Below are 26,509 nucleotides of genomic sequence, written 5' to 3' on the forward strand. Positions count from 1 at the left end.
GACGCGCTAAGCCAGCGCCTGGGAGAGGTCAGTCCAGATGTCGTCGATGTGCTCGATGCCGACGGACAGGCGGATGGTGCCCTCGGCGATGCCGGCGGCGCGCAGGGCGGCGGCATCGAGCTGGCGGTGGGAGGTGCTGGCCGGGTGCAGCGCCATGGTCTCCACACCGCCGAGCGACGCCGCGAGCTTCACCAGCCGGACGCCCTTGGTGAACGCGTAGCCGGCATCGCGGCCGCCGGCCAGGTCGAAGCTGACCACGCCGCCGAAGTCGGACAGCACCCGCCGGGCGACCTCGTGGTCGGGGTGGGTCGGCAGCCCCGGGTAGTGCACCTTCTCCACCGCGGGGTGGGCGGCCAGCAGCTCGGCGATGCGGCCGGCGTTGGCGCAGTGCTGCCGCATGCGCAGGGCCAGGGTCTGGATGCCGCGCAGGGTCAGCCAGGAGGCGAACGGGTCGATCATCGCCCCCATCTCCATGGTGTGGTGCCAGCCGTGGCGGTAGCGCTCGTCGTCGGCGAACACCAGGATGCCGGCGGTGACGTCGGAGTGGCCGCCGAGGTACTTGGTGATCGAGTGCAGCACGACGTCGGCGCCGTGCCGGATCGGCTGGCACAGCAGGGGCGTGGCGAAGGTGTAGTCCACGACCGTGACCAGCCCGGCCTCCTTGCCCGCCCGCAGGAACGCCGGCAGGTCGACGACCCGGGTCACCGGGTTGGCGATCGTCTCCAGGTAGAGCATCTTGGTGTTCGGCCGGACCGCGGCGGCCACCTCGGCCGGGTCCTCGCCGGGCACGTAGCTGACCTCGACGCCGAAGTGCTCGTGCAGGTACGACAGCGCCGCGAAGGTGCCGCCGTACAGGCAGTTCTGCGCGATCACGTGGTCGCCCGTCTTCAGCACGCCCATCAGCGCCGAGGTCACAGCCCCCATGCCCGAGGCCGTGGCCACCGCCGCCGCACCTCCCTCCAGCTCGGCCACCGTCTCCTCCAGCGCCCGGGTGGTCGGGTTGCCGTAGCGGCTGTAGACGAAGCCGCGGTCGGGGGCGCCGAGCGCCTCGGCCAGGGCGTCCGGGTCGTCGAAGGCGAAGTTGGACGCCTGGTAGAGGGGCACGCTGATCGGATGGGAGTTGGGCAGGGTCGGCGTGGGCTGGTGGACGACTCGCGTGGCTGGGTGCTGGTCCATGGCTTCGAGCCTGCTCGGCGGCGCGGCCCGGCGACAGCGCCAATCCCGGCTAGATTGGTTTGGTGACGGAGCCAATCCCGTGGCCGGTGGACCGGCTGGTGGCGCAGCTGGGCCGGTGGTCGGCCAGCCGGGGGCCGCTGTACCTGCTGCTGGCCTCGCGCCTGCGCCAGCTGATCGACTCCGGACAGCTGCCGCATCGGGCGATGTTGCCGCCGGACCGCACGCTCGCGCAGCGGCTGGCCGTCGGACGGAGCACGGTGGTCGCCGCCTACGAGCAGCTGCGGCAGGACGGCAAGGTCGACCGCCGCCAGGGCCGTGGCACCTGGGTGAAGCCGGCCGTGTCGGCCGGGGTCCGGCCGAACGCCGCCCCACCGGCGAACCCGCTGTTCGTCAACTATCTGGAGCCCATCGGCGAGGACGTGCTGTCGCTGGCCTGCGCCGCCCCGCAGGATCCGCCGCCCGAGCTGGCGTCGGCGCTGCGCCGGGCGATCGGACGGCTGCCGGCCGACGACATCGGCTACTACCCGCTGGGGCTGCCGGCTCTGCGGGAGGCGATCGCCGACCGGTACTGCCGGCAGGGGTTGGCCACGGCGCCGGCGCAGATCCTGGTCACCACCGGCGGGCAGCAGGCGTTGTCGCTGATCACGCAGCTGTTCCTGGCGCCCGGCGATCACGTCGTCGCCCAGACGCCGACCTATCCCGGGGCATTGGAGCTGTTCCGGCACGCGGCAGCCGTGATCACGCCCGTGTCGGCCGACGACCTGGCGGCGGCGCTGGTGTCGTCACGGCCGCGGCTGGCCTATGTCAACGCCACCAACCACAATCCGACCGGCGAGACCATGTCCGGTCTGGTCCGGCGGCGGCTGGTCGAGGCAGCCGGCGAGACCGTGGTGATCGACGACGAGGTGCAGGCCGACCTGTCCTTCGACGGCGTCCGCCCGCCCGGACTCGCCTCGTACGGTCCGGTGTTGACGGTCGGCTCGGTGACCAAGCTGCTGTGGGGTGGCCTTCGGGTCGGCTGGATCCGGGGCTCGGCCGGGGAGATCGCCCAGCTCGGGCGGCTCAAGGCCATTCACGACCTGGGCTGCGCGGCGCTGGAGCAGCTCGCCGTCGCCGACCTGCTGCCCCGGATCGAGCCGATCGTCGCGGAGCGGGTGGCCGGGCTCCGCGTGCGGCATGACCACTTGTGCGCCGAGCTGGGCAAACTCCTGCCCTCCTGGTCGTTCGAGCCCGCCGCCGGCGGGCAGTGCCTGTGGATTCGGCTGCCGGTCGGCGACGCCTCCTCCTTTGCCCAGGTCGCGCTGCGACACGGCGTCGCCGTCCTGCCCGGCTCGGCCCTCGGCGGTAGTCCCGCCCACCTGCGGATCCCCTTCACCGCCACGGTCACGCAGCTCTCCGAGGCCACCCGTCGCCTCGCCGCCGCATGGCGCGACTACCGCCCGACTACGGCTCCCTCGCCGGCATTGCACGCCCTGGTGGTTTGAGGTCCTACCGGGTGTAGCCGTCTTCCGCGGGCATCGGCGTGCCGGTAGGACGGTGGTATGAGGAGAGCTCACTTTGTCGCCGTCGCCGTGGTGGCCTTCGCGACGCTGACCGCCGCGCCCGCCGCCGCCGTTCCCGTGTCGCACCAGGATTCGGTGATGCCGGACCTGGTCGGCAAGACCGTGTGGGACGCCGACAACGCCGTTCCGTTCGGCACCCGGCTGCTGCTCGTCGACGGCACCGGCGCGCACCGCAAGGTCGCCTGGCCCGGCAGCTGGCAGGTCTGCAAGCAGGATCCGGCTGCCGGCACGCCCCTGACCGCCGCCACCGCCGTCACGCTCACGGTGGTGAAGCTGGAGGAGAAGTGCTGATCGGATGACCTGACCGTTCAGCCGGGGTCTAGGCCGCACGCACAAGCTGATTGGACCGTTCGCGCGCTGCTTTCACGAACGGAGGGGATGAGGATGGCTACTTCGCCTCACCCCCGACCACAGCGGCGCCACGGGGATCCGTGCGTGCCCATGGGAGTCACCCGGTATGAAGATGCCCAACGTCGTCGGCAAGACCGTGTTCCAGGCCAAGTGGATCCTCCCGACGTTCACCGAGTACGTGATCGTCAACCACAAGGCCAACGACCCCGGAATCATCCGACCGAGCAACTGGAAGATCTGCAAGCAGGAGCCCGCGCCCGGCACGAAGGGGGTCAAGCGGGTCGTGCTCACCGTCATCCGCAACGGCGAGACGTGCAAGGTCAGTCACTGACCGCGCCGGCGGTGATGTTGAGCGAGGTCGCCGTCATCGACGCCGCCAGGTCCGACGCGGCGAACACCGCCACGTTGCCCACGTCGGCGAAGGTGGCGGCGCGCTTCAGCATCGTCTTGGCCACCAGCATGTCGGAGATGCCGTAGCGGGCGTCCAGGTCCGGCGGGAGGCCCTCGGGGATGCCGCCGGAGTGCAGGCCGAGCACGCGGATCCCGTGCTGGCCGAGCTCCGACGCGAGCTGGCGGCGCAGGAAGTCCACCGCGTTGAGCGCCACCTGGAGGCCGCCGATGGAGTAGTCCCGCATGGGCTCGCCACCACCGTCGCCGCCGAACGTGAGGATGACTCCCGAGTGCTGGCGGATCATGTGCCGGGCGGCCGCCCGGGCCGTGACGAACGTCGACCGCACGGCGATGTGGATGGGCCGCTCGAAGTCCGCCAGCGTCATGTCGGCCAGCGGCGTGCCCTGGTGGTCGGCGATGTCGATGACGCTCACCGAGATGTCCACGCTGCCGTCCTTGGCCGCGACGGCGTCGGCGTGCGCGTTGACGGCGTCTTCGTCGAGGGCGTCGACCACCGCCGTCTCGGCCTGGCCGCCGTCGGCGCGAATGCGGTCCGCCAGCGCGGCCAGGGTCTTCTCCGTGCGGCCCGTGACGTGCACCTTCGCGCCTTCACGGGCGAAGGCCGTCGACATGGCCGTGCCGATTCCTCCCGCGGCCCCGTAGACGATCGCGTTCTTGCCGGCCAACAGCATGGCGTCAGTCCTTTCCGATCCGGTCGACGAGTTCGCCCAGCCAGTCCTGCCAGCGCGGGCGCTCCCTCGCGGCGACGGCTTCGGCATCAGGGCCGTACACCCGTCCGGTCACGTTGATCGACAGGGTCACGGCGTCCATGGGGAAGGCGGAGATCGCGAACATCGCCTCCGTGGTGCGCAGCAGCGCGAAGTACGGCCCCTGGTGCTCGACGACGCCGGTGATCAGCGGTCCGTCGCAGGCGGATCCCTCGATCCCCAGCTCCGCGAACATCTGCCGGCCGACCTGCGCCCGGGCCGTCTCCGGTGCGTTCACCGGCGTCATCAGGTCGATCCGGGCCGACGGCATCCCGGCGAAGTGCGTGGCGTAGACCCGCAGCACCTCCAGCGTCATCCGCCAGCCCTTCGCGGCCTGCTCCGCGATGTCGTCCCAGCCCTCGCCGTCCACCCGCAGGCTGTTGACCACCCGGAGCACGCAGCTGCCGTTGTCGCGGGCCGTGATCAGATACTCCGTCGCGAAGGTCGGATCCTCGTAGGCGAACCGGCCCGGCGGCTCCCAGCCGGTCAGCGTCGCGGTGGCGTCCGGCGCGAACGGCTCCCGGCGCACGTGCACCGTGTCTTCCTCGACGTCGACCTGGAACGACCAGGCCCCGCTGTCGGTGGTGATCGCCGCCCAGACCTGCTCCGGGCCGGCCGGGATCTCGACGCTCTCCTCGCTCATGCCTCGTCCTTCGGCTTCGGGTGCACCGCCAGGACCAGCCGCTGCCAGCGGCCGTCCGGGGCCCGCTCGTCGTGGTACTTCGCCGCCACGCGGGACACCGCCGCCGTGAGCTCGTCAGCGAAGGCGGCGCGGTCGGCCGGGCTGGCGAAGCGGATCTCCGTGTCCAGGGCGAACACCGGCACCGCCTTGCCCGCGGACGACGCCGCGCCGGCCAGCCGCCCGACCTCGCGGACCATCCGAGCCGCCAGCGCGATCAGGTACGCCGCCGACAGCGGGTTGGCCCTGGTCGGTGCCCCCAGCGGCGCCGGCGCGATCACGAAGCCCGCCGCCGTAGCCACCAGCAGCCGCTCCGTCAGTCCGCCCCAGGTGCGCGTCTCCGCCACCTCCACCAGGCCGTGCGCCTCCAGCTGGCGCAGGTGGTAGTTCACCTTCTGCCTGGTCAGGCCCACCTTCGCCGCCAGCGTCGCCGCCGAGGCCGGCTCCCTCAGCTCGGCCAGCAGCCTGGCCCGCACCGGGTCCAGCGCCACCATCGCCGCCGCCGGCTCCGCGATCACCTCGACGTCCCGCATGCCCCCAGCACACCCTTGACAACTATATTTGTCAAGGGCCGTATCTCGGTTGCACGCACCCGTTGCCGCTGGTTAGACCTATGGCCGTGCTGATTCGCCGCGAGATCCCCGCCGATGTCGACGCCATCCGCGCCGTCGTCGCCGCCGCCTTCGCCCCGTCCCCGGCCGAGGCCCTGCTCGTCGACGAGCTCCGGGCCGATCCAGGCTGGCTACCAGCGCTTTCCCTTGTCGCCGTCGACCCTGCCGGCGCCGTCATCGGCCACGTCGCCTGCACCCGGGCCCACGTCGACGATGCCCCGGTCCTCGGGCTCGGTCCGCTCAGCGTCCATCCCGACCACCACATCCGTGGTGTCGGCAGCGCCCTCGTGCACGCCGTCCTCGGCGCCGCCGACGCCCTGTCCGAGCCCCTCGTCGTCCTGCTCGGCAATCCCGCCTACTACCACCGCTTCGGCTTCGTCCTCAGCGACCAGCTCGGCATCCGGCCGCCGGTCCCGGGCTGGCAGCCGCACTTCCAGGTCCGCACCCTGGCCGCGTACACCCCTGCCCTTCGGGGCGACTTCACCTACGCGGAGCCCTTCTCCCGGGTCTGAACGCCGACATCATCGAGCCATGGCCGCTACCCACATCCCCATCGTCGACGCCCGCCCCTGGCGTCTGTGGGACCTATCCGTCGAAACCGGATTCGGCCCGGGGCGCCGGACCGTATCGTGGCCCGGCGAAGATCACTTGTCGCCTGCGCCGGAATGAGGTCGATGTGGAGCAGCGGACACTGTCCGACGGCGGGTCCGGGCTGGGCGTGAGCGCGCTGTGCCTGGGCACCATGTACTTCGGCACCACCGTCGACGAGCCGGCGGCGTTCGCCGTGCTCGACCGGTTCGTCGAGGCCGGCGGCACGTTCATCGACACCGCCAACACCTACTCGTTCTGGGTGCCCGGCGGCACCGGCGAGGAGAGCGAGTCCCTGCTGGGCCGGTGGCTCGCGTCCCGGTCCGTGCGGGACCAGGTCGTGCTGGCCACCAAGGTCGGCGCCCTGCCCGACCCTCCCGGCGCCGCTTGGCCCGAGCACGCCGAGGGCCTGTCCCGCGGCGTCGTCCGGGCTCAGGCCGAGGCCAGCATGCGCCGCCTGGGCACCGATCACCTCGACGTCTACTACGCCCACATCGAGGACCGTCGCACCCCGCTCGACGACACCGTCGCCACCTTCGCCTCCCTCATCGCCGACGGTCTCGTCCGTGTCGTCGGCTGCAGCAACCACGCCGCGTGGCGCGTCGCCGCCGCCCGCCAGATCGCCCACACCGCTGGCCTTCCCGGCTTCACCTGCGTCCAGCAGCGCCACACCTACCTACAGCCCCGTCCCGGCGCCGACTTCGGGGCCAACCCCCACATCAGCGACGAGTGGCTCGACTACGCCCGTGAGGACCCCGACCTCACCGTCCTCGGCTACTCCGCCCTGCTCTCCGGCGCCTACACCCGCTCCGACCGCCCCCTGCCCGAGCAGTACGACCACCCCGGCAGCCAGCGCCGCCTCGCCGTCCTCTCCGACGTCGCCCGTGAGCTCGGCGCCACCCCCAACCAGGTCGTCCTCGCCTGGCTGCTGCGCTCCGACCCGCCCGTCCTCCCCGTCCTCGGCGTCAGCTCCGTCCCCCAGCTCGACGAATGCCTCGGCGCCCTCGACCTCAAGCTCGACGACGAGCTCCGCCACCGCCTCGACGTCGCTGGGTGACAGGTAGCCTGCGGTGTCGTGGACTTGTTGCCTCCCGAGGAGTACGCGGCCCAGCTGAACCGCAAGTACACCTCCGCGGGGGTGCTGTTCCGAGACATGCGTTCGCGAGTACTGCTCGTGGAGACGTCCTACAAGCCGGACTGGGAGATTCCCGGCGGTGTCGGGGAGGCCGACGAGCCGCCTTGGACAACGGCCTCCCGCGAGGTTCGTGAGGAACTCGGGCTCGACCGCCCACCCGGTCGGCTGCTTGTCATCGACCACAGGCCTGCGGCCCCTCCCATGCCGGAAGGGCTCGCGTTCATCTTCGATGGAGGGACCGTGACGGAGGCCGACGTCGCCTCCGTCCGCCTGTCCGATCCCGAGATCGTCTCCGTCGGGCTGTTCACCATGGATGAGGCCGCCGAGCGGCTGATACCTGTGCTCGCCAGCCGTATTCGTGCGGCACTGCAGGCACAGCTCACCGACACGGTCTCACTGTGCGAGGCGGGCAGACCCGTAGTCACATCCGCTCCAGGTCTTCGCGGGTGAGCAGGGACCGCGCGTCGTTTCAAGCCGCAGTGCAGATGTGACTGGGCTTTTTGTGGGCATCGTGCTTCACTCAAGGCATGCCCACAAAAAGCCCACTACAGGAACAGGTGGTCGACGCGGTCGGGCGCCTCGTGCGGCACGGGCTGCCGGTGACCCCGGCCGCTGCCGACCTGGTGCTGCTGGAGTTGCGCGGTGTCATGGCCCGGGCGGTTGACCCCACCGATCCGGCGAGCCGCACCGCGGCGCTGGACGGCACATTGCGTGGACTACTCGCCCGATTCCCCGATGCCCGCTACGCGGCGGCGGCCCGCGCGTTGTTCGGACTGCCGCCGGCCAAGACCGGCCTCAACCTCACCGCCCGCCGCGAGCTGGCGGCTGCGCAAGCCGGCCACGAAGTGCACCACTTCCGCAAGCGGGTCGAACCCCGGCTAATCGAGAAGCTGGCCTGGGACCTGCTGGCCGATGCCGACCGGTTCACCCGGCTGCCGATGATCGCGCCCCGGCTTGCACCGGCCATCAGTCGGCAGCCGGTGCAGGCCGACCCGTTCGCATGGGAAGTCGCCGAACACGAAGAACACCTGTGCCGGCTATGGGCAGCCATTTATGCCGCCCGCGCCGAACTGCTCACGGTCGAACGGCTGGTCAGCCTGGCTGCTGACCGAATCGACATCGTGCACAGCGCAGTCACTGCCGCCTGGCGGTGGGCGGTGGCCCGCGCCGAGGCTATCGGCTATACGACGGCGTTCGGCACCGACCTGGAGGCGGTGCCGGTCGACGAGTTGGTCACGTTGGTCGGCTGGGCCCCGGCGCTGACGCCGGCGCAGTCCTCCCGACTGACCGAGGCCGCCTGCGGCGGCGCCAGCCGCGAGCAGTTCGTGCATGCCCTGCATGGCGAGACCGGGCTGGGCAATGCCTGGATCGACGGATTTCTCGTTCCGCAGGCTGCCGCCGGATCTGCCGACACCATTCCCGAGCAGGAGAACGGACCGACCACGTGAGCATCCCCGCCAACCGCACCTTGGCCACCGCCCTGCAGGCAGCTGCCGACGGTGCTCCGCGCCGCTACGTCATTACGGGCGGTCCGTCCTCGGGCAAGGACGACCTGATCGCCACCGTGCACGCCGCCGGCATCCCCTGCATGACCGACGAGCCTGGACGAGAGATCTACCGCAAGCACCGTGAACGGCTTGGCCGACACCTCCAGCGGGAAGACCGACGCGAGTATTCGCTGGAGGTGCTGCAGGCGTTCATCGCCGAGTACACCGCCCACAGCCAGGGCATCCGCTTCTACAACCGAGGCATTCCCGACGGCTACGGCTGGGAGGGCTTTTTCGGCCTCAAGCCGACCACCGAGCTGGAGGAGGCCGCGACGCAGTACCGGTACGACGCGATCTTCGTGCTGGACCCGCTGGACAAATTCGAAGACCCCGACGACATCGTGTGGGCCAAGGATCGGGAAATCCGCCGCGTGCACGAGCTGATCGTGCAGGGCTACTACGACGCTGGCTACGAGCCGGTGTTCGTCGCCCCGGACGCAGCCGCCGCCCGGTTGGACTTCATCTGCGCCAACCTGCGCCTGCCCAAACCGAGCCGGGGAGCGTGATGGCGTTGACCCGCAACAGCGAACCCGGCACGCCCGGCTTGTTGGTCTCCCCTAACAGTGTGCTGGCCAACGCATTGCTGCGCTCGATCGACCTGCTGCGCCCCCGGGTGCTTGCCTCGCGGCCGTCGCGGATCGAGTTCGTTGTCGGCACTCAGATCAACGGCGCCCCGCACCTGGGGACGAATCTGGTGCAGGCCGCGGCGTTCCTGCTGGCGAAAATCGCCCGTCGGGAGTTCTCCATCGACACCACGGTGCGATTCGGCGCGCTGGACAACGCGCCGTACGAAGTCACGCTGGACCCGGAAACCCATCACGCCTACCAGCAGACCTACTTCCATGCGCTGGGCAAGGACCGCATCAGCAGTCTGATCGAGGGCTACTACCGGGCCTTCTTCGACTCGCTGTCCCATGCGACCGGCACCGCGTACGTGATCGAGACTTACACCGACCAGCAGGCCACCCCTGGCTTTCGGGCGGAGTTCCTACGCACCCTGGAACGCATCGAGAACATCCGGTGGTGGATGGCGCCTTCGCATGGAGTCGTGCACATCCGCGTGCCCTGCCCGGAGTGTGGCTGGGCGGAGAAGCGCGGCGATCGCACCAAGCTCGTCGGCCTGGACGAGGACGGCGCCACGTTCGCCGCAGTGTGCCTGGACCACGGCTGCTACGAGGTCCACGTCGACCCCGAAGACGACCAGCCCTACCTGGACCTGGCCACGTTGTATCGCAATCTCGTCAAGGAACGCGCCCTGGGGCGGGACACCATGACCCTGCACGTCATGATGAAGGGCGGTGACTGGGCGTTCGGTTGCCAACTGGTCGACGGCGCGCTCGGCGCGCTGGGCACCCCTCCCGCGGCGATGCCCTCGCGGATCTTCACTCCGCAGGTGCTCGCCCCGACCGGGGCGAAGCTCTCCAAGTCACTGCTGCGCGAGCAGGACGAAGGCAGCCTGCCCACTGATGTCGAGCCGTGGATGCTGGACACCAGCGTCTGGCGTGGCGGTGTCGACAACTACGTCGACTCCCTGGTGTGGTTGGTCGGCGAGCTGCTGACTGATCCGAAACACTTCTTCCGCTCGTTCACCGTCAAGGAGCTCGGCCGCATCATGAACGCCCGACCGGTCACTTTGCCTGTGCGCGCCCACGAGATGGGTATCTACAAGCGCTACTTCGACCTGATCGCGACCGGCCGCAAGACCACCGAGGTCCGGGTCAACGACTCCAGCCGCCGCAACATCAAGGTGGGCAACCTGATCCGGTTCCGCTGCCAGGGCGACGAGGTCCTCACCAAGGTCACGAAGGTGACGCGTTACGACAGCTTCGAGGAGATGTTCGCTCACGAACCGGTCGCCTCCGTCAATCCGCTGGCCACACGCGAGGACCAGCTGGCCAACATCCGACAGATCTACCCACCCGAGCGGGAAGCGCTGGGCGTGGTCGCGATCGGGATCGAACTGGTTGACCCGCCACGGCCGACCTGACCAGCGCCGACCAGTCAGGTTCTGGCCCGTGACAAACGCCTCGACGCCGTCTGAGTCAGCCTCGCTGAAGGTCCTCACGGGTGAGCAGCGACAGCAACTCGATGTCGTCGACGGCGAGGGCTTCAGCACCGCCCTCCTGACGGTCGATCACGCACAGCGCGTGGGAGACGGTTGCCCCGAGGGCCCGCAGTTCCTTGGTGGACAGGGAGATCTGGCCGCCGGAGGTGACGACGTCCTCGACGACGAGGGTCCGCCGGCCGGCGACCGAGGCGCCCTCGGCGAGGCGGGCGGTGCCGTAGGACTTGGCGGCCTTGCGGACGAAGGCACACGGCAGGCCGGTGTGCCGGCCGAGGGCGGTGACGACGGCGATGCCGCCCATCTCCAGGCCGGCGAGCACCTCCGTGCCGGCCGGCACCAACGGGGCCATGGCGGCGGCAAGTTCGTCCAACAGCACGGGATCGGCCTCGAACTGGTACTTGTCGAAGTACTCGGTGGCCACCCGGCCGGAGCGAAGGACGAAGTGCCCAGTCAGACGGCACGAGGAGCGGACCCGTAGGGCAAGATCGGCAATAGTCACAGGCACAGAGCATGGCAGCTTGCGTCCGCGACGAGTGGGGAGGCAGCGGCGGATGAAGTACGTGAAGGTGACGGCGACCGCGACCGGCAACCGCCTCGATGCGGGCACGTATCTGGAGCTGCTGCCCACGCTGGTCGAAGCACTGCCGCCCGGGGCGTGGGCGTTCGCCGCCGATCCGGATCACTACGACTTCGCCGGCCGGCAGTGCGTCAAGGACCTGCCCCTCGACACGGTGCAGCCCGGCGAGTAACAGCTAGAGGAAGGGCTAGATGCCCGCCAGGGACAGGGCCTCCGGGCGGGAGAGGGAGAGGCCGCGGCGGTAGGCGGCGTCGAAGTCGTCGCCGATGAGGTCGCGGGCGGCGGCGATGGTGCGGGCGACCTCGGTGTCGCCGACGACTTCGGTGCCGCGGACGACGACGGCGGCGCCGAGCATGAGGGCGGCCTGGGTGCCGTCGCCCTCCAGGACGGACAGGCTGGCGAGGCCCTCGGCGACGTCGGCGGCGACGAGGTGCAGGCCCTGGGCGGTGGCCCGGACCTGGGCGTGGAGCTCACGGACGCGGGCGGGGTCGCCGGAGGCGAGGTGGGCGAGCCCGACGAGCACGGCGGTGCGAACGCCGGAGGCGCCGACGGTGTCGGCGCGGCTGCCGGCGAGGGCGAGTTCGTAGAGGCGGCGGGAGTCGTCGCGGCGGCCCTGGAGGCGGGCGATGTCGGCGAGGCCCCGCTGGGCGTTGGCGATGGTCTCGGGAATGCCGGTGCGACGGGCGAGGGTCTCGGCCCGGGCGTAGTCGGCCTGGGCGCCGGCGAGGTCGCCGGAGTGCAGACGGCGGTCGGCGCGGCGGCAGGTGAGGTCGGCGAGGTCCTCGATGCCCTCAAGCTCGGCGGTGAGGGAGATGGCCTCGTCGGTGAGGCGCAGGGCCTCGTCGAACTCGCCCCGCCAGTGGGCGAGCATGGCCAGCGCGTCGACGGCGTTGGACATGCCCCAGCGGTCCCCGACGGCGCGGTAGCCGACCAGCGCCTGCTCGAAGCCGGCGCGGGCCGTGGACACGTCTCCGGTGAACAGGCCGTTCCACCCGGTGGAGAAGTGCCGCAGCGACTGCAGCCAGCCGGAGTCGTCGAAGAAGCTCTCGATGGGACGGTCGTCGGGCCAGTCGAGCGGCCCGGCGGTCAGGGCCCACAGCACGACGACGGCGGGCAGCCGGGGCGTGGCGGTCTGGGCGAACACGACGGTGCGCGCGGCGGCCATGTGCGGCAGCAGCCACGGGGTCTCGGCGCCGTGCACGATGGCGGCGATGAGCACGCACAGCACGTACTCCTCGGACAGCCCGTCGGGCGGCGTGGTGCCGATCTTGGCCAGCAGTTCGGTGGCGATGGGGGCGACCTCGGCCCGCAGTCCACGCAGGTACCAGTACGAGGCGAGCTCGCCGGCCAGCAGCAACGCGGTCAGGGGCGCGGTCTGCACGGCCCGGCGCAGTGCGGCGAGGATGTTGGCGTGCTCGGTGTTGAGCAGCGCGATCCAGCCCAGCTGCTCGGAGCCGCGCAGGTGGGGCTCGGCGGTCTGCACGAGCTCGACGAAGTACGCGAGGTGCGCGTCGCGGACGGTGTCCTCCTCGCCGGAGTCGACGAGGTGCCCGGCGCAGAAGGCGCGGATGGTGTCGAGCATGCGGTAGCGGCCGTCGGCGACCTCGATGAGCGACTTGTCGACGAGATCAGCCAGCAAGTCGATGGTGTCGGGCAGCGCGCACACGCGTTCGGCGGCGGCCAGGCTGGCGCCGCCGGTGAACACGGTCAGGCGCCGCGCGACGGCCTGCTCGTCGGGGCTGAGCAGGTCCCAGCTCCAGTCGACGACGGCGTGCAGGGTCTGATGCCGCTGCGCCTTGGTGCGGTCGCCCCGTGACAGCAGCTGGAAGCGGTCGTCCAGGCGCGCGGCGATGTCGGCCAGCGACAGCGTGCGCAGCCGCGCGGCGGCGAGCTCGATGGCCAGCGGCAGCCCGTCCAGGCCCGCGCAGATCCGGTCGACGACAGCGGCGTCCATGACGAAGTCACGGCGCACGGCCATCGCGCGGTCGGCGAACAGCTTGCGCGCGGCGTCAGGTGTGAGGCGGCTGACGGGGTGGATGGTCTCGCCGGTGATTCCCAGCGCCTCGCGGCTGGTGGCCAACACGCGCAGCCGTGGACAGGCGGCGAGCAGCTCGTGCACGAGCAGCGCGATGTCGGCGATGACGTGCTCGCAGTTGTCCACGAGCAACAGCACGGGCCGGTCGGCCAGGGCCGTGGTGAGGCGGTCGACGATGTCGCCGGTGGCGGCGGCGGAGAACATGCCCGCGTCGCGCAGCCCCAGGGCGGCGACGACGGCGTGGGCCACCAGGTCGTCCTCGGCCAGCGCGGCCAGGTCGACGAAGCAGATCTCGCCGTCCAGGGTGCCGGCGGCCTCCACGGCCAGCCGGGTCTTGCCCGCGCCGCCCGGCCCCAGCAGCGTCACGAGCCGGGACGTGCCCAGCAGCGCGGCGACGTAGTCCCGCTCCTCGGCCCGCCCGACGAAGCTGGTCAGCTGGGCCGGCAGCGCGCGCCGCCGGGTCTTGGGGCCGGCCTCCGAGCGCAGCACGGCCATGTGCGTCTCGGTCAGCTCCGGCGACGGGTCGGTGCCGAGCTCGTCGGCCAGCAGCGTGCGGGCCTCCTCGAACACCTCCAGCGCCTCGGCCTGCCGGCCGGCGGCGTACAGCGCCCGCATGAGCAGCGACCGGGGCCGCTCGCGCAGCGGATTACGGGCGATGAGCTGCCGCAGCTCGGCGACCAGGGCCGGGTTGTCGCCGGCCGACAGCTCGGCCTCGAACAGGTCCTCGGTCGCGGTCAGCCGCAGCTCTTCCAGCCGGGCGGCTTCGGCGTCGGCCAGCGGGGCGTCGCTGAGCGCGGGCCCGCGCCATAGTTGGAGCGCCTCCCGGAGCAGCTTGGCCGTGCGGGTGTGGTCGCCGCCGGCCAGCGCGTGCCGGCCGTCGGCGGCCAGGCGGGCGAACACGTGGGCGTCGATGTCGACCCAGTTCACGGCCAGGCGGTAGCCGCTCGGGTGGAGCTCGATCTCGCCGGGCAGGACCCGGCGCAGCCGTGACACCTGCGCCTGCAGCGCGTTGGTGGCGTTGGCCGGCGGGTCCTCGCCGTACAGGCCGTCGATGAGCCGCTCGGTCGGGACGATCTGACCCGCGTCCAACAGCAACAACGTCAGCAATGTCCGCACCCGTGGTCCGCCGACGTTGACCTGCTCACCGTCGGCGGACCACATCAGGGTCGAGCCGAGAACACCGAACCGCATTGATCCATTATTCAGGTGGCCGAGATGGCGAACAGATGCATGGCCCCCTGATCGGTCGACGCCGGCAGTGTGACGCTGCGCACCTGCTTGCCCACGGTGAGTGCCACGGGTGTGGTGGCGAACAGGTAGGTCCGCAGCGTGGAGCCGTCGGTGGCGTTCCAGTGGGCCAGGGTCGCCGCGACGGTGTCACCCGGCTGGGGTGTGGCCACGGCCCAGTCCGTCATGGTGATCGACACCGACGAGGTGCTGCCGTCGGTGTAGGTGACGGTCGCCGTGCCGGTGGCCGGCCCGTTGCTGGCCGCGCCGAGGAAGGAGATCCGGCTGGCCGAGCGGCCGCCCATGTCGATCACCTGCCCGTTGACCAGCCAGTTGTCGGGCTTGCCGGCCGCCGCGGACGGCCAGGTGAAGTTCATGCCGTTCGCGGTGACGGTGCTGCCCGGGTTGATGCCGGCCGCCGACAGGGCCTGGCTGGAGTAGCTGTGCCCGGACGAGTCGAGGTTGGCGGTGTTGGCCGCGCCGTCGTTGGAGGCGCCGATGTTGTTGAAGCCGTTCTGGCCGTCGGAGAACGACGGCGGGGCGTCGCCGGTCCCGGTGCCCCACGAGGTCGGGGAGCCGGTGAGGGTGAAGTCGACGGTGCCGCCGTTGGCCACGAACGACTCCGGCAGCCACGTCTTCGACTGCCCGACCCCGTTGACCGCCAGTGCCGACACGTACTGGTTGGCCGCCGAGGACGCGGGGGCGTTGACGGTGATCACCCGGCCGTTGTCCCGGCTGATCACGGCCTGCGTGAAGATCGGGCTGGCCAGCGCCAGCTCGGCCCGCCCGGTGATCGACGGGTACAGGCCCAGCGCGCCCCACACGTAGCTGGCCGACAGCTCGCCGAGGTCGTCGTTGCCCTGCAACCCGTTGGGGGCGTTGGAGAACAGGCTGCTGAGGACCCGCCGGACCAGGGCCTGCGTCTTGCTCGGCGCGCCGACCCAGTTGTACAGGTAGGGCGTGCCGATGCTGGGCTCGTTGGTCAGCCACGCGTACGCCCCGTTGGCCACGCCGGCGTTGAGCTGGCCGAAGAACGTGTCGAGCCGGCTGGACACGGCGGCGTTGCCGCCCATCTTGGCCACCAGCGCGGCGACGTTCTGCGGCACCATCCAGCTGTACTGGGTGCCGGTGCCCTCGACGAACTGGTCGTTGTTGTCGGAGTTGAGGTTGTAGTCGGTGGCGAACTGCCCGTTCTGGTAGCGGGGCGTGATCGACTTCGTGGCCGGGCTGAACAGGTTCTGCCAGTTCTGGGCCCGTTGCATGAAGGCGGTGTAGTTGCCGGTGTCGCCGAGCCGTCCGGCCAGCTGAGCGATGCCGAAGTCGTCGATGGCGTACTCCAGCGTCGTGGCCCCGGGACCCCAGACGTTGCCGGTGCCGCGCGGGATGTAGCCGGCGCCGGCGTACTCGTACAGGCCGCCGCGGATGGTCCTGGTCGCCGGCAGGGACTGGGTGCCGACCATGCTGGACAGCGCCCCGGCGGCGTCGAATCCGGTGCCGCCGAAGGAGTAGATGCTGGAGACCACCGACTCCAGGGAGTCGCCGTTCATGATGTTGGTGGCCACGTTGGCGTACGGCCAGTTGTACCAACTCCCGGCCTGGCCGGCGTCGTTGACCAGCGACTGGGCCATGTCCGAGCCGACGCTCGGGAACAGCAGGGTGATCAGCTGCACCTCGGAGCGGTAGACGTCCCAGCCGGAGAAGTTGGCGTACTGGTGGTGCCCGGCGGCCACGGTGTGGATCTGGCCGTCCATGCCGGCGTATTCGCCGTTGCTGTCGTCGAAGACGTTGGGGTGCAGCAGCGAGTGGTAGAGCGCCGTGTAGAACACGCTCTGCTGGGTCGCGGATCCGCCGGTGGTGCGGACCGCCCCCAGCTTGGACGCCCACACGGCGGACGCGTTGGCCGCCACGGTGTCGAAGCTCGCCGAGGGGTTCTCCGCGGCCACGTTGGCGGCGGCGTTGGACGTTCGCACATAGGACAGTCCAACCCGGACAGTGACGGTGGAACCGGCCGGGAAGGTCAGGTAGGTGCCGGTGTTCGTACCGGTGGCGGAGGTCCCGCGCGAGGTGACGGTGCCGCCGTTCCAGGTGCCGAAGTTGCTGACGGCCTGGTCGAAGCGGGCCGAGAAGTACACGGTGTAGCTGCCGCCGCCGCACGTGCCCGTGCTGCGGGCCGAGCCGGTGACGGTGTTGCCGCTGACCGACACCGAGGAGGCGCTGGTGCCGTTGGCCGACCCGCCGGCGTTGATCAGCACCGTGGCGGGCTTGCCGGCGGGGAAGGTGAAGCGGGCCATGCCGGTGCGGGCGGTGGCGGTGAGGTCGACCTGCGCCCCGTTGGCCAGGGCCACGCCGTAGCGCCCGGGGCTGGCGGTCTCGGTGCTGTGGCTGAAGCCCGAGCGGTAGGCGGCGGCGTTGGTCGCGGGGGAGGAGGGCAGGGAGCCGTTGCTGTTCAGCGTGCCCGTGTACGGCATGAACGGCAGGTCGTGGAAGCCGAACGAGCCCTCGCAGCCGGTGCCGTCGAGGTGGGTGAGGCTGAAGCCGCGGATCTGGTTGGCCGGGTACTCGTAGCCGCCCCAGTTGTCCGCGCCCGAGGCCGTGTTGTAGGTGTCGGGGCTGAACTGCACCATGCCGAACGGCGTGGTCGCGCCCGGGAAGGTGTTGCCGTAGCCCTTGCCGAACGGCGGATAGCTGGCGCTCGGGTTGTTCTGGGTGCCGATGAACGGGTTCACTGACCCGACCGGGTCGGCCGCGGCCACGGAGGGCACGCCGACCAGCACCGACAGGGCCATCAGGACCGAAACGACGAGAGCAGGGGGTCTCATCCGTTACCGCCTTCGCTGACATCGATGTCACACGCGTCGGCGGGACGGTACGGGCACTTGATTGGTCTAGACAAGATCTTGGCGGGAGTTCTGTCCGCTCTCCCGGCCGGTTCTCTCACCCGGCCAGATCCAGCCGGTAGGTCTGCCCGACGACCTCGGCCCCGAACCGCCGCTGCGGCTGCTCGTCGACCAACGTGAAACCCCGCCGCAGATAGACCTCCCGAGCGGCCTCCTGCCAGTTGGTGGTCCACAGCCGCAGCCGCTTGAACCCCTGCTCGCGGGCGTGATCCACGCACGTGTCCACCAGCCGGCCGCCGATGCCATGGCCACGGCCGTCGGGGTGCACCAAGAGGATCCGCAGCACTGCCTCGCCGTCGGAGCCCGCCATGCACGCCATGCACGCCACGCAGCCGACCCTCCGGCCGTCGAGCTCGGCGATCCACACGGCGTCCCGGGCCGGGTCGAGCTCGCCGACGATGCCGGCGACGAGGCGTTCGAAGCTGGTGTCCCAGCCGACCTCGCGGGCGTAGAGCTCGCCGTGGGCCTGCACGATCCAGCCCAGGTCGCCCGGCCGGTCCGCGGATCTGATCACCACACCCATGTCCCCGCCTCCACTGAAACGACTGTTTCAGTACGATAGCGGTCATGTCCGACCGACGCGACGACCTCCTGCGCCAGGCCTACGCCTACGCCCTAGAGCATGGGCTGGCCGACCTGTCCCTGCGGCCGCTGGCCGCCGCCATCGGATCCAGCCCACGGGTGCTGCTGTTCCTGTTCGGCAGCAAGGACGGCCTGGTCCGCGAACTGCTGGCCCGCGCACGGGCCGACCAGCTGGTTCTGCTCGACCAGGCCCGTGGCGGCGGACTGGCGGAGGTCACCGAGGCGGTCTGGTCCTGGCTCGCCGCCCCCGAGCACCGGGCGCTGCTCACGCTGTGGCTGGAGGGCTACAGCCGGTCCCTGGTCGCACCGGACGGACCGTGGACCGACTTCGCGCGTACGACCGTGGAGGACTGGCTCAAGGTCCTCGCCGACGCTCAGCCGGCCAGCCACACCAAAGCCGCGGAAACCGAACGGACGCTGGCACTGGCCGTGCTGCGGGGCGCGCTGCTGGATCTGCTGGCCACGGGCGACGTCGAGCGGACGACGGCGGCGGTGCGGTCGATCATGACCGGATATGGCCAGACCTGACCGGCCCGCTCGTCAAAGCTGGTGGGCATGACTGAGAACGCGCTGCGAGCGCTGCCGACGCCGCTGGTGCTGCCCAACGCCTGGGACCCCGCTTCCGCCGCGGCGATCCAGGCCGCCGGGGCCAAGGCCATCGCCACCACCAGCGGCGGAGTGTCGTGGTCACGAGGCGTGCCCGACGCCGGCGGCCTCGGACGGACCGTCGCCCTGGAGGCGCTGCGCCGGATCGTGCGGGCGGTGACCGTGCCGGTGACGGCGGACATCGAGGACGGCTACGGCGACACGCCCGAGGAGGTCGCGTGGACCATCGCGGAGGTGGCGTCGACCGGGGCTCTGGGCGTGAACATCGAGGACAGCGCCGCCGGCGCCCTGGTCGACGTCGAACGGCAGGTTGACCGCCTGGCCGCCGCCCGCGCGGCCGGTGACCTGGTGATCAACGCCCGCACCGACACCTTCCTGATGGGCTCCGGCAGCGTCGACGAGACCCTCGCCCGGGCCGAGCGCTACGCCGCCGCCGGCGCCGATTCCCTGTTCGTGCCGGGCGTCGTCGATCCGGCCGTGATCAAGGTGCTGGTCGACGGACCGTTGCCGCTCAACGTGATGGCCCACCCGGGCGCGCCCTCGATCGCCGAGCTGGCCGCGCTGGGCGTGGCCCGGATCAGCGTCGGCACCGGCATCGCCCAAGCCGCCTACGGCGTCGCGGCCGCCGCCGCACGGGAGCTGTTGACCGCCGGCACCTACGACACCCTGGCCGACGCGATGTCCTACGGCGAGCTCAACGACTTGCTGCGCTGAGCCGCCGCACAGCCGACGCCGGCAACTCATCGGTGCGGAGCCGGCCGTCGAGCACCGCCCGCGCCACCTCGCCGACGGGGCCCGGTTCGCCGACCAGCGCCTCGGCGGCGGGAAAGGCATGGGTGAGCCCGAAACCGAGGCCGGCGACCGGTGTCCCATGCCGGCGCACAAGCTCCGCGACATCATCGGCAACGGCGGCGACGGCCACCTCCAACGGCGTCCACACGCCCGGCGACCCACGGTCGATACCCACGAGCCGGGCGGCCCGTTCGACGACGTGGATCACGCCCTCCCAGTACGGCAGGTGCGCGCGCAACAGGAGGTGGTCGTCCCCGCCGGGGCCAATCTCCAACATCCCCGGATCACCGTCGAGCACGATCGTCCGCCGGTACACACCGTCCACAACGGACTCCACGCCCGGCACCGCAGAAACCCGCAGCGCGTCGAGCATCGCGGGCCAGTCGTAGGACGGCTCGAACGGCATCCGCAGCACCAGCCCGCCGTCCGCGACGAGGCGGTCGGCCTTGCGGCGGCGGGCCCGCAGGTCGCTGGGGGCGGCCCGGAACACCTCGCGCATGGCCCGGTTGAACTGACGCAGGCTGCCGAACCCCGACGCGAAGGCCACCTGGGCGATGCCGAGGTCGGTGTCGTCGAGCAGCCGACGAGCGAAATGGGCCCGCCGGGAGCGGGCGAAGCCGTCCGGGGTGACGCCCAGGTGGTCGGCGAACAGCCGCCGCAGGTGCCGGGCCGAGATGCCCAGCTGTGCCCCGACGGCGTCCTCGGTCGCCTCGTCCAGCACGCCGTCGATGATCAGCTGCACGGCCCGGCACACCAGCTCCGGCGCGTCCTCGGGCACCGCCCCGGCCACCCGGTACGGCCGGCAGCGCAGGCACGCCCGGTAGCCCGCGGCCTCGGCCGTGGCGGCCAGCTCGAACGTGCGGACGTTCTCCGCGAGGGGTTTGGCGCCGCAGCCGGGCCGGCAGTAGATACCGGTCGTGCGCACGGCCGAGTAGGTCGTCACGGCTCCATGCTCGCCGCGGGGCCGAAAGGGAAGCCAGCGGTTTCCGGACATGGTCCCCTTCGCCGCCGGGCCCGATGATCGGTTGGTTGCCGGGACCGACACACTCGACGGGTGACCGAGAGCCTCCTGCTCACCCAACCCGTGTCCGCGCCCGGCGTGCTGCTGCTGGGCGGTGCCGAGGGCGGCCTGCACGAGCGTGACGCGCGGGCGCTGCACGCGGAGGGCTACAACGTGTTGGCGCTGGCCTACTTCGGGGCGGGGACGCTGCCGCCGGGGCTGGTGGACATCCCGCTGGAGTACTTCTTCGCGGCGGTGGACAAGATCGCCTCCTTCGCCACGGGCAAGATCGGCGTCGTCGGGGGTTCGCGCGGCGGCGAGGCGGCGCTGCTGGTCGGGGCGCACGACGACCGAGTGGGCGCGGTGGTCAGCGTGGCCGGCGGCGGCCTGGTGACGCAGGGCATCGACTACACCCGGGGCTCGCTGCTGGACATCCTGGACACGCCGGCCGCGTCGTGGACGCTGCGCCGCAAGCCGCTGCCGTATCTGCCGTACGAGGTGCGCGACGAGCTGCGGGACCAGGTGGAGCAGCGGGAGCCGGTGCGACTGCGGCTGGCCTTCCCGGACGTGCCCGAGGACGTGTCGGCCTGGCGGATCCCGGTGGAGCGGATCGGCGGCCCGGTGCTGATGCTGTGCGGAAGCGACGACCAGAACTGGCCGAGCGTCGAGTACAGCAGCGCCGCCGGCGCCGACAACGTGGAGCTGCGGATCTACGAGGGGGCCGGCCACCCGCTCAACGGCCCGCCGGGGCAGCCGTACACCGACACGCTCTCGCCGGGGCCGGGCGTGCGGTTCGAGATGGGCGGCACGCCGGAGGTCAACACCAAGGCCCGGGCCGCGGCGTGGGCCGCCACGCTGGAGTTCCTCCACGAGAACATCGGCATCACCCGATAGGGTCCGGCGCTGTGCGTTCCCACGACTACGGCCGCGACGTGCTGGCCGGACCGAAGAAGCGCCGGGAGATCCCCGAGGTCGCGGCCGAGCCGGGCACCGTCGTGGAGGACCCGGCCTCCGGGTTCTGCGGCGCGGTCGTCCGCTTCGAGGCGGGCAACGTGGTGCTGGAGGACCGGCACGGCCGGCGCCGGCTGTTCCCGCTGACACCCGCCGGCTTCCTCGTCGACGGCCGGCCGGTGACGTTGGTCCGGCCGCAGCGGGCCCCCGAGAAGAAGTTGTCGGCGTCCGGCTCGGTGAAGGTCGACGGGCTGCGGGCCCGCACCGCCCGGGACAGCCGGATCTGGGTGGAGGGCCTGCACGACGCGACCCTGGTGGAGCGTGTGTGGGGCCACGACCTGCGGGTCGAGGGCGTCGTGGTGGAGCCGCTGGACGGCGTGGACGTGCTGCCCGAGCGCATCGAGGAGTTCGGCACGGGCCGCGACCGGCGGCTGGGTGTGCTGGTGGACCACTTGGTCGAGGGCTCGAAGGAGTCCCGGCTGGTCTCGTCCATCCGTGACGAGAACGTGCTGGTCACCGGGCATCCCTACGTCGACATCTGGCAGGCGGTGAAGCCCGCCTCGGTCGGCATCCGGGCGTGGCCGGTGATCCCGCGCGGGGTGCCGTGGAAGGAGGGCATCTGCGAGGCGCTGGGCTGGGGCGAGCCGGTCGAGGGCTGGCGGCGGGTGCTGGCCGGCGTGAAGGGCTTCCGGGACCTGGAGACGCCGCTGCTGGGGGCGGTCGAGCGGTTGATCGACTTCGTCACGGAACCGGTGTAGGTCACGCCCGTGTCACGTGCGGAGTGGTCGCCCGATGGTGGCGGCCCGGTTCTGCCACGATGGGGGCATGGCCGCTCTGCTGTGGCTCCTGTTCGGTGTCGCGCTGGTGATCGCCGAGGTGGTGTCCGGGGACTTCGTCCTCGTGATGCTGGGCGCGGCGGGGCTGGCGGCCGCGCTGGCCGACGTGATCGGCGGCAGCCTGTTGGTGGACGGGATCGTGTTCGGCGTGACGGCGGTGGTCGGCATCTTCGCGGTGCGGCCCATCCTGCGCAGCCGGCTGATGTCGGGCCACGAGCACCTGACCACCAACATTCAGGCGCTCAAGGGCGTGCAGGCCGAGGTGCTCGCCACGGTGGACGAGCACGGCGGCCGGGTGCGCATCAAGGGCGAGGTGTGGTCGGCTCGGGCGTTCGAGCCGACGCAGCGTTTGGAGCCGGGCCAACAGGTGATCGTCATGGACATCTCGGGAGCGACGGCAATCGTGTGGGCGGAGAACTGATGGAGGCAGCGACAGTGACCACGATCATCGTCGTGATCGTCATCATCCTGGTGGTGTTGACGATCGCGGTGAAGTCCGTGCTGATCATCCCGCAGGCGCAGGCGGCGGTGATCGAGCGGCTGGGCCGGTACCGGGCCACCGCCACGCCGGGCCCGAAGCTGCTGATGCCGTTCCTCGACCGGGTGCGGGCGCGGATCGACCTGCGGGAACAGGTGGTGTCCTTCCCGCCGCAGCCGGTGATCACCGAGGACAACCTGACGGTCTCCATCGACACCGTCGTGTACTTCCAGGTGACCGACCCGCGGGCGGCGGTCTACGAGATCTCCAACTACATCGTCGGCGTGGAGCAGCTGACCACCACGACGCTGCGCAACGTGGTCGGCGGCATGAGCCTGGAGCAGACGCTGACCTCGCGCGACTCGATCAACAACCAGCTGCGCGGGGTGCTGGACGAGGCGACCGGCCGCTGGGGCATCCGGGTCGCGCGGGTCGAGCTCAAGGCGATCGACCCGCCGCCGTCGATCCAGGACTCGATGGAGAAGCAGATGCGCGCCGACCGGGAGAAGCGCGCGATGATCCTGACCGCCGAGGGCCAGCGGGAGTCGGCGATCAAGACGGCCGAGGGCCAGAAGCAGGGCCAGATCCTGGCGGCCGAGGGCGCCAAGACGGCGGCGATCCTGGCCGCCGAGGCCGACCGGCAGTCCCGGATCCTGCGGGCCGAGGGCGAGCGGGCGGCCCGCTACCTGCAGGCCCAGGGCCAGGCCAAGGCCATCGAGAAGGTGTTCGCGGCGATCAAGGCGGGCCGGCCGACGCCGGAGGTGCTGGCCTACCAGTACCTGCAGACGCTGCCGCAGATGGCGCAGGGCGACGCCAACAAGGTGTGGCTGGTGCCCACCGACTACGGCAAGGCCCTGGAGGGCTTCGCCCGGCTGCTGGGCAAGCCCGGCGACGACGGCGTCTTCCGCTACGAGCCGCCGGCCCCGGATCCCGCGCCGCCGGCCGAGGAGATGGACGACTCGGTGGCGGACTGGTTCGCCGCGCCGGCCGAGACGGAGGCCACGCACGCGGTGCGGGCCGCGGAGCGGGCGGCCGCGCAGATCACCTCGGAGGAGCCGCCGGCCCACGGCGGTTACACCGAGTTGTCGGACGGCCCGCGCGCCTGAGTGCGCGACGAAGCCCCCGGACCCGATCGGGTTCGGGGGCTTCCGCATTTCCGGGATTAGCGGCGGGGGCTCGCCCGTCCGGCCGTGCGCACCGGATTTCCGAGATTTCCGACACACCGACCGTGGGTGTCCGACTACTCGTCGAGACGCTCAAGGACGAGGAGGTCCGCCGTTTGGATTACCGGCTCGGGCGGCTCGCCTTCGGCGCGCGCCGCGGCCTCGCGCATGGCGGCCATGCCCTCGGCGATCTCCTCTTCCGACATATGTTGCAAGGTGGAAAAGGAACGGTGTCGAAATCGCTCGAAATAGGCGGGCAGGCTGGCCGCGACCTGCTGGTCGACCTGGTCGAGCCCGACGTAGCCGAGGCCGGCCTCGGCGAACTGGGCGATGACCTCGTCCAGGCGTGGGAAGACCAGGTCGTCGACCTCGCGGGCGCGGGTGAAGTAGCGGTACCAGACGTGGTCGTGCATCTGGCCGGAGAAACCGCTGTGCACGCACAGCCGGGCGCCCGGGCGCAGCACCCGGGCCAGCTCCTTCACGCCGAGCATGGGGTGCTCGATGTGGTGCAGGACAAGGAACATTACGGACAAATCACAGCTGTGGTCGGGCAGCGGGATCGCCTCGGCCCGACCGTCCAGATAGGTCACCGCCCGATGTCGGTGCGCTACTGAGGCCACCTCGCGCATGCGGGCCGAGGGCTCGACGCCGTAGACCGGGCCGCCGAAGGTGTCGGCGATGGCGTCGCTGAACCGGCCGGTGCCGGAACCCAGGTCGAGCACGGTCAGCGGGCGCCGCGTCGGCGCGTTGCGCTCCAGGGCGGCCATCCACGTGGCGACGGTCTCCGGCGGCAGCACGCGTCCTCGTTCGTAGACTGCGTGCAGCCCCTCGTCGTAATCCACGCGAATATGCATGGAACAACCCTAGAGATTCCGATATGCTGCCGCACTGCTCCGGTCGAGTGATGAGGCCGAATTGGTTGCATGCGCTTCACCATCGTGACCGGACGGCAACAATTGACGGTTCTTCCGGTCGTGAAATACGCGTCACGATCGGCGCACCTGTGCTATCGATCCGTGGCCGCCAATTCGGTGGGCGGTGACGCGGGTGGCGGGCACCGTCGGTCACGCCCCGCGCTGTTTCGCGTCCGGGCGGTGATCGGACTGCTCCGAACGGTTCTACTGCGTTCACCTGCCGTGTGAAGTGGGGTTTGATTGTGCGGTGATCAGCGGCCAACCCGGTGGTCCGGGGGCGGAGGAGGTCGGGGACGCGGTGCGCACCCGCGTCGCCGTGGAGGCCGCGCTCACGGGCGGTGACGATCCGGGCCGCGCGCTGGCCGAGGTGGTGTCCGCGCTGGAGGGCCTGGTCCGCGCGGCCAAGACGATCGATGCCGTGGAGCTCGCCGAGTACGTCGTGGAGGCCTTGGCCGCCGCGTTGGTGCGGTTGCCGGAGCGCGTCGCGGTGATCCGGGAGCTGGCCGAGCGGGCGTTGTCCGCGCACGCCACGGCCTGCCGGCTGCACCAGGGTGATCCGCATCGTCTGGCCCGGTGGCTGCTGGCGTTGCAGGTGGAGCATCCCGAGGGGCCGCAGGTCCAGCTGACCGATTACGCCGGCGCGCTGGGATCGACGGGGCTGACGGCGTACCGGGAGGCGGCGGAGGCGCTGTGTTCGGCGCTGCCGGTGCTGGAGTTCGGGCAGCGCCCGGCCTTCGACCGGCACCGGTGGGCGGTCCTGCGCGTGACCGAGGACCTCGCCGAGCACCTGGGCGACGTCGAGCTTCAGGTGACGGCGCTGGCCAAGGACCTGTCCTCGGGCTGGCACTACCTGCGCATCGCGACGTTGTTGCAGGAGGCCGGGCGCTCCGAGCAGGTGCTGGAGTGGGTGGGCCAGGGGCTGTCGGCCAGCGGTTGGCGCGGCGTGGCCTCGCGGCTGGTCGACGTGGCGGTGGACGAGTGCGTGCGCATGGGCTGGTTCGACCGGGCGGTGTCGATGCGGATGCGCATCTTCAGCAACCAGCCGGCCATGGACACCTACCTGCGGCTGCGCACGGTCGCCGAGCACGCCGGCAGCTGGCCCGACCAACGCGACACCGTGGTGCGACGGCTGGCCGAGAGCGCCTCGGACGTGGCCACGAACTCCGTGCTGGTGCGCGTGCTCATCCACGACGACCAGCCGGAGGCGGCGTGGCAGACCGCGGTGGCGCACGGTTGCACCGACGAGGTGTGGGCGGAGCTGGCCCGCGTGCGGTCGGCCGACCATCCCGGTGACGCGATCGCGGTGTACCGGGGTCTGGTGGAGCAGGCGCTGGACGACGACACCCACGCCCATAACGAGGCGTTGGTGGTGGAGTTGCTGGCCCAGCTGCGCACCCTGTTCACGCGCACCGGCCGGCAGGACGCGTTCAACTCCTACCTGGACGGCGTGAAGGGCCGGCACGTGGCCGACCGCGAGCTGCTGGACGAGCTGACCAAACGCGGCCTCTAGCCGCCCCCGGTTATGCAGGGAAGGACGCCTTACCCTCGTTGAACGCGGGGAAGGACGCCTTACCTGCGTG

The 26,509-nt window shown here is 71.2% G+C and carries 27 protein-coding genes; 17 read left to right on the forward strand and 10 right to left on the reverse strand.

The window, feature by feature from the left end; genetic code table 11:
- Positions 1–6 precede the first annotated feature (6 nt).
- Positions 7–1,176 carry an aminotransferase class I/II-fold pyridoxal phosphate-dependent enzyme gene (locus AB0M73_RS28310; protein ID WP_363896434.1) on the reverse strand — a complete coding sequence of 390 codons (1,170 nt, stop codon included), beginning with the start codon at positions 1,174–1,176 and terminating at the stop codon, positions 7–9.
- Between the two features lie 62 nt (positions 1,177–1,238).
- Here AB0M73_RS28310 and AB0M73_RS28315 point away from each other — a divergent pair, with 62 nt between their 5' ends.
- The 3 genes from AB0M73_RS28315 (at position 1,239) to AB0M73_RS28325 (ending at position 3,420) form a co-directional block, all read left to right on the forward strand.
- Complete coding sequence (locus tag AB0M73_RS28315) at positions 1,239–2,660, forward strand: PLP-dependent aminotransferase family protein (RefSeq protein WP_363896437.1); 1,422 nt, start codon at positions 1,239–1,241, stop codon at positions 2,658–2,660.
- A 57-nt stretch (positions 2,661–2,717) separates the two neighbouring features.
- Positions 2,718–3,029 (forward strand): PASTA domain-containing protein, encoded by a 312-nt coding sequence (locus AB0M73_RS28320; protein WP_363896440.1) that lies wholly within the window; start codon positions 2,718–2,720, stop codon positions 3,027–3,029.
- Positions 3,030–3,195: 166 nt separating this feature from the next.
- Positions 3,196–3,420 carry a hypothetical protein gene (locus AB0M73_RS28325; protein WP_363896443.1) on the forward strand — a complete coding sequence of 75 codons (225 nt, stop codon included), beginning with the start codon at positions 3,196–3,198 and terminating at the stop codon, positions 3,418–3,420.
- Here the strand turns inward: AB0M73_RS28325 and AB0M73_RS28330 are convergent.
- Genes AB0M73_RS28330 through AB0M73_RS28340 form a run of 3 tightly spaced genes read right to left on the reverse strand, consistent with a single transcriptional unit; the run spans position 3,410 to position 5,458 of the window.
- Complete coding sequence (locus AB0M73_RS28330; RefSeq protein ID WP_363896446.1) at positions 3,410–4,171, reverse strand: SDR family oxidoreductase; 762 nt, start codon at positions 4,169–4,171, stop codon at positions 3,410–3,412. The two genes, AB0M73_RS28325 and AB0M73_RS28330, sit on opposite strands and share 11 nt — an antisense overlap.
- 4 nt (positions 4,172–4,175) lie before the next feature.
- Positions 4,176–4,889: an SRPBCC domain-containing protein gene (locus tag AB0M73_RS28335; RefSeq protein WP_363896449.1), complete on the reverse strand. Its 714-nt coding sequence runs from the start codon at positions 4,887–4,889 to the stop codon at positions 4,176–4,178.
- Positions 4,886–5,458: a helix-turn-helix domain-containing protein gene (locus AB0M73_RS28340; RefSeq protein ID WP_363896452.1), complete on the reverse strand. Its 573-nt coding sequence runs from the start codon at positions 5,456–5,458 to the stop codon at positions 4,886–4,888. Before AB0M73_RS28340 ends, AB0M73_RS28335 begins: the two co-directional genes overlap by 4 nt.
- Before the next feature lie 86 nt (positions 5,459–5,544).
- Here AB0M73_RS28340 and AB0M73_RS28345 point away from each other — a divergent pair, with 86 nt between their 5' ends.
- The 6 genes from AB0M73_RS28345 (at position 5,545) to AB0M73_RS28370 (ending at position 10,793) form a co-directional block, all read left to right on the forward strand.
- Positions 5,545–6,048 (forward strand): N-acetyltransferase, encoded by a 504-nt coding sequence (locus AB0M73_RS28345; protein ID WP_363896610.1) that lies wholly within the window; start codon positions 5,545–5,547, stop codon positions 6,046–6,048.
- A 164-nt stretch (positions 6,049–6,212) separates the two neighbouring features.
- On the forward strand, positions 6,213–7,181 hold the full coding sequence (locus AB0M73_RS28350) for an aldo/keto reductase (RefSeq protein WP_363896455.1): 969 nt from the start codon (positions 6,213–6,215) through the stop codon (positions 7,179–7,181).
- Between the two features lie 18 nt (positions 7,182–7,199).
- The gene (locus AB0M73_RS28355; RefSeq protein ID WP_363896458.1) at positions 7,200–7,709 is read left to right on the forward strand and encodes an NUDIX hydrolase; all 510 of its coding nucleotides are present in this window, start codon (positions 7,200–7,202) and stop codon (positions 7,707–7,709) included.
- Between the two features lie 107 nt (positions 7,710–7,816).
- Complete coding sequence (locus AB0M73_RS28360) at positions 7,817–8,707, forward strand: hypothetical protein (protein ID WP_363896461.1); 891 nt, start codon at positions 7,817–7,819, stop codon at positions 8,705–8,707.
- Positions 8,704–9,312 carry an ATP-binding protein gene (locus tag AB0M73_RS28365; RefSeq protein WP_363896464.1) on the forward strand — a complete coding sequence of 203 codons (609 nt, stop codon included), beginning with the start codon at positions 8,704–8,706 and terminating at the stop codon, positions 9,310–9,312. The genes AB0M73_RS28360 and AB0M73_RS28365 overlap by 4 nt, the downstream gene beginning before the upstream one ends.
- Complete coding sequence (locus tag AB0M73_RS28370) at positions 9,312–10,793, forward strand: ASCH domain-containing protein (protein ID WP_363896466.1); 1,482 nt, start codon at positions 9,312–9,314, stop codon at positions 10,791–10,793. The genes AB0M73_RS28365 and AB0M73_RS28370 overlap by 1 nt, the downstream gene beginning before the upstream one ends.
- Before the next feature lie 55 nt (positions 10,794–10,848).
- On the opposite strand, the gene AB0M73_RS28375 is transcribed toward AB0M73_RS28370, so the two are convergent.
- Entirely contained in the window at positions 10,849–11,292 is a 444-nt protein-coding gene (locus AB0M73_RS28375; RefSeq protein ID WP_363896469.1) for a phosphoribosyltransferase family protein, read from the reverse strand.
- Positions 11,293–11,422: 130 nt separating this feature from the next.
- Between AB0M73_RS28375 and AB0M73_RS28380 the strand changes: the two genes are divergently transcribed.
- The gene (locus AB0M73_RS28380; RefSeq protein WP_363896472.1) at positions 11,423–11,620 is read left to right on the forward strand and encodes a hypothetical protein; all 198 of its coding nucleotides are present in this window, start codon (positions 11,423–11,425) and stop codon (positions 11,618–11,620) included.
- A gap of 15 nt (positions 11,621–11,635) precedes the next feature.
- Here AB0M73_RS28380 and AB0M73_RS28385 read toward each other — a convergent pair whose 3' ends face one another.
- From AB0M73_RS28385 to AB0M73_RS28395, 3 genes are all read right to left on the reverse strand, one after another.
- Entirely contained in the window at positions 11,636–14,674 is a 3,039-nt protein-coding gene (locus AB0M73_RS28385; RefSeq protein WP_363896475.1) for a BTAD domain-containing putative transcriptional regulator, read from the reverse strand.
- Positions 14,675–14,685: 11 nt separating this feature from the next.
- Entirely contained in the window at positions 14,686–17,529 is a 2,844-nt protein-coding gene (locus tag AB0M73_RS28390) for a GH92 family glycosyl hydrolase (RefSeq protein ID WP_363896477.1), read from the reverse strand.
- 115 nt (positions 17,530–17,644) lie between these two features.
- Positions 17,645–18,130 carry a GNAT family N-acetyltransferase gene (locus AB0M73_RS28395; protein WP_363896480.1) on the reverse strand — a complete coding sequence of 162 codons (486 nt, stop codon included), beginning with the start codon at positions 18,128–18,130 and terminating at the stop codon, positions 17,645–17,647.
- 44 nt (positions 18,131–18,174) lie between these two features.
- On the opposite strand from AB0M73_RS28395, the gene AB0M73_RS28400 reads away from it, so the two are divergent.
- Both AB0M73_RS28400 and AB0M73_RS28405 read left to right on the forward strand, forming a co-directional pair.
- Positions 18,175–18,717, forward strand: coding sequence for a TetR/AcrR family transcriptional regulator (locus tag AB0M73_RS28400; RefSeq protein ID WP_363896483.1), 543 nt, complete (start codon positions 18,175–18,177; stop codon positions 18,715–18,717).
- 27 nt (positions 18,718–18,744) lie between these two features.
- Positions 18,745–19,509 carry an isocitrate lyase/phosphoenolpyruvate mutase family protein gene (locus AB0M73_RS28405; protein ID WP_363896486.1) on the forward strand — a complete coding sequence of 255 codons (765 nt, stop codon included), beginning with the start codon at positions 18,745–18,747 and terminating at the stop codon, positions 19,507–19,509.
- Here AB0M73_RS28405 and AB0M73_RS28410 read toward each other — a convergent pair.
- Complete coding sequence (locus AB0M73_RS28410) at positions 19,490–20,530, reverse strand: helix-turn-helix domain-containing protein (protein WP_363896489.1); 1,041 nt, start codon at positions 20,528–20,530, stop codon at positions 19,490–19,492. The two genes, AB0M73_RS28405 and AB0M73_RS28410, sit on opposite strands and share 20 nt — an antisense overlap.
- Positions 20,531–20,641: 111 nt before the next feature.
- Here AB0M73_RS28410 and AB0M73_RS28415 point away from each other — a divergent pair, with 111 nt between their 5' ends.
- From AB0M73_RS28415 to AB0M73_RS28430, 4 genes are all read left to right on the forward strand, one after another.
- Entirely contained in the window at positions 20,642–21,481 is an 840-nt protein-coding gene (locus AB0M73_RS28415) for an alpha/beta fold hydrolase (protein WP_363896492.1), read from the forward strand.
- A gap of 11 nt (positions 21,482–21,492) precedes the next feature.
- Entirely contained in the window at positions 21,493–22,296 is an 804-nt protein-coding gene (locus AB0M73_RS28420) for a DUF3097 domain-containing protein (protein ID WP_363896495.1), read from the forward strand.
- A gap of 67 nt (positions 22,297–22,363) precedes the next feature.
- Positions 22,364–22,795, forward strand: a complete 432-nt coding sequence (locus AB0M73_RS28425; protein WP_363896498.1) for an NfeD family protein — start codon at positions 22,364–22,366, stop codon at positions 22,793–22,795.
- Positions 22,795–23,958 (forward strand): SPFH domain-containing protein, encoded by a 1,164-nt coding sequence (locus tag AB0M73_RS28430; protein WP_363896501.1) that lies wholly within the window; start codon positions 22,795–22,797, stop codon positions 23,956–23,958. Before AB0M73_RS28425 ends, AB0M73_RS28430 begins: the two co-directional genes overlap by 1 nt.
- A 134-nt stretch (positions 23,959–24,092) precedes the next feature.
- Here AB0M73_RS28430 and AB0M73_RS28435 read toward each other — a convergent pair whose 3' ends face one another.
- Complete coding sequence (locus AB0M73_RS28435) at positions 24,093–24,869, reverse strand: class I SAM-dependent methyltransferase (protein WP_084578751.1); 777 nt, start codon at positions 24,867–24,869, stop codon at positions 24,093–24,095.
- A 307-nt stretch (positions 24,870–25,176) separates the two neighbouring features.
- On the opposite strand from AB0M73_RS28435, the gene AB0M73_RS28440 reads away from it, so the two are divergent.
- Positions 25,177–26,439, forward strand: a complete 1,263-nt coding sequence (locus AB0M73_RS28440; RefSeq protein WP_363896505.1) for a hypothetical protein — start codon at positions 25,177–25,179, stop codon at positions 26,437–26,439.
- Positions 26,440–26,509 lie beyond the last annotated feature (70 nt).

It is taken from the genome of Kutzneria sp. NPDC051319 (assembly GCF_040682195.1).
Classification (GTDB): domain Bacteria; phylum Actinomycetota; class Actinomycetes; order Mycobacteriales; family Pseudonocardiaceae; genus Kutzneria.

What these genes read in the sequence shown, in the direction of transcription:
- AB0M73_RS28430 (WP_363896501.1), top strand. Translation starts at nt 22,795, where the DNA reads ATGGAGGCAGCGACAGTGACCACGATCATCGTCGTGATCGTCATCATC.
- AB0M73_RS28400 (WP_363896483.1), top strand. Translation starts at nt 18,175, where the DNA reads ATGTCCGACCGACGCGACGACCTCCTGCGCCAGGCCTACGCCTACGCC.
- AB0M73_RS28395 (WP_363896480.1), bottom strand. Translation starts at nt 18,130, where the DNA reads ATGGGTGTGGTGATCAGATCCGCGGACCGGCCGGGCGACCTGGGCTGG.
- AB0M73_RS28385 (WP_363896475.1), bottom strand. Translation starts at nt 14,674, where the DNA reads ATGCGGTTCGGTGTTCTCGGCTCGACCCTGATGTGGTCCGCCGACGGT.
- AB0M73_RS28320 (WP_363896440.1), top strand. Translation starts at nt 2,718, where the DNA reads ATGAGGAGAGCTCACTTTGTCGCCGTCGCCGTGGTGGCCTTCGCGACG.
- AB0M73_RS28310 (WP_363896434.1), bottom strand. Translation starts at nt 1,176, where the DNA reads ATGGACCAGCACCCAGCCACGCGAGTCGTCCACCAGCCCACGCCGACC.
- AB0M73_RS28435 (WP_084578751.1), bottom strand. Translation starts at nt 24,869, where the DNA reads ATGCATATTCGCGTGGATTACGACGAGGGGCTGCACGCAGTCTACGAA.
- AB0M73_RS28390 (WP_363896477.1), bottom strand. Translation starts at nt 17,529, where the DNA reads ATGAGACCCCCTGCTCTCGTCGTTTCGGTCCTGATGGCCCTGTCGGTG.
- AB0M73_RS28335 (WP_363896449.1), bottom strand. Translation starts at nt 4,889, where the DNA reads ATGAGCGAGGAGAGCGTCGAGATCCCGGCCGGCCCGGAGCAGGTCTGG.
- AB0M73_RS28340 (WP_363896452.1), bottom strand. Translation starts at nt 5,458, where the DNA reads ATGCGGGACGTCGAGGTGATCGCGGAGCCGGCGGCGGCGATGGTGGCG.
- AB0M73_RS28405 (WP_363896486.1), top strand. Translation starts at nt 18,745, where the DNA reads ATGACTGAGAACGCGCTGCGAGCGCTGCCGACGCCGCTGGTGCTGCCC.
- AB0M73_RS28370 (WP_363896466.1), top strand. Translation starts at nt 9,312, where the DNA reads ATGGCGTTGACCCGCAACAGCGAACCCGGCACGCCCGGCTTGTTGGTC.
- AB0M73_RS28325 (WP_363896443.1), top strand. Translation starts at nt 3,196, where the DNA reads ATGAAGATGCCCAACGTCGTCGGCAAGACCGTGTTCCAGGCCAAGTGG.
- AB0M73_RS28380 (WP_363896472.1), top strand. Translation starts at nt 11,423, where the DNA reads ATGAAGTACGTGAAGGTGACGGCGACCGCGACCGGCAACCGCCTCGAT.
- AB0M73_RS28330 (WP_363896446.1), bottom strand. Translation starts at nt 4,171, where the DNA reads ATGCTGTTGGCCGGCAAGAACGCGATCGTCTACGGGGCCGCGGGAGGA.
- AB0M73_RS28425 (WP_363896498.1), top strand. Translation starts at nt 22,364, where the DNA reads ATGGCCGCTCTGCTGTGGCTCCTGTTCGGTGTCGCGCTGGTGATCGCC.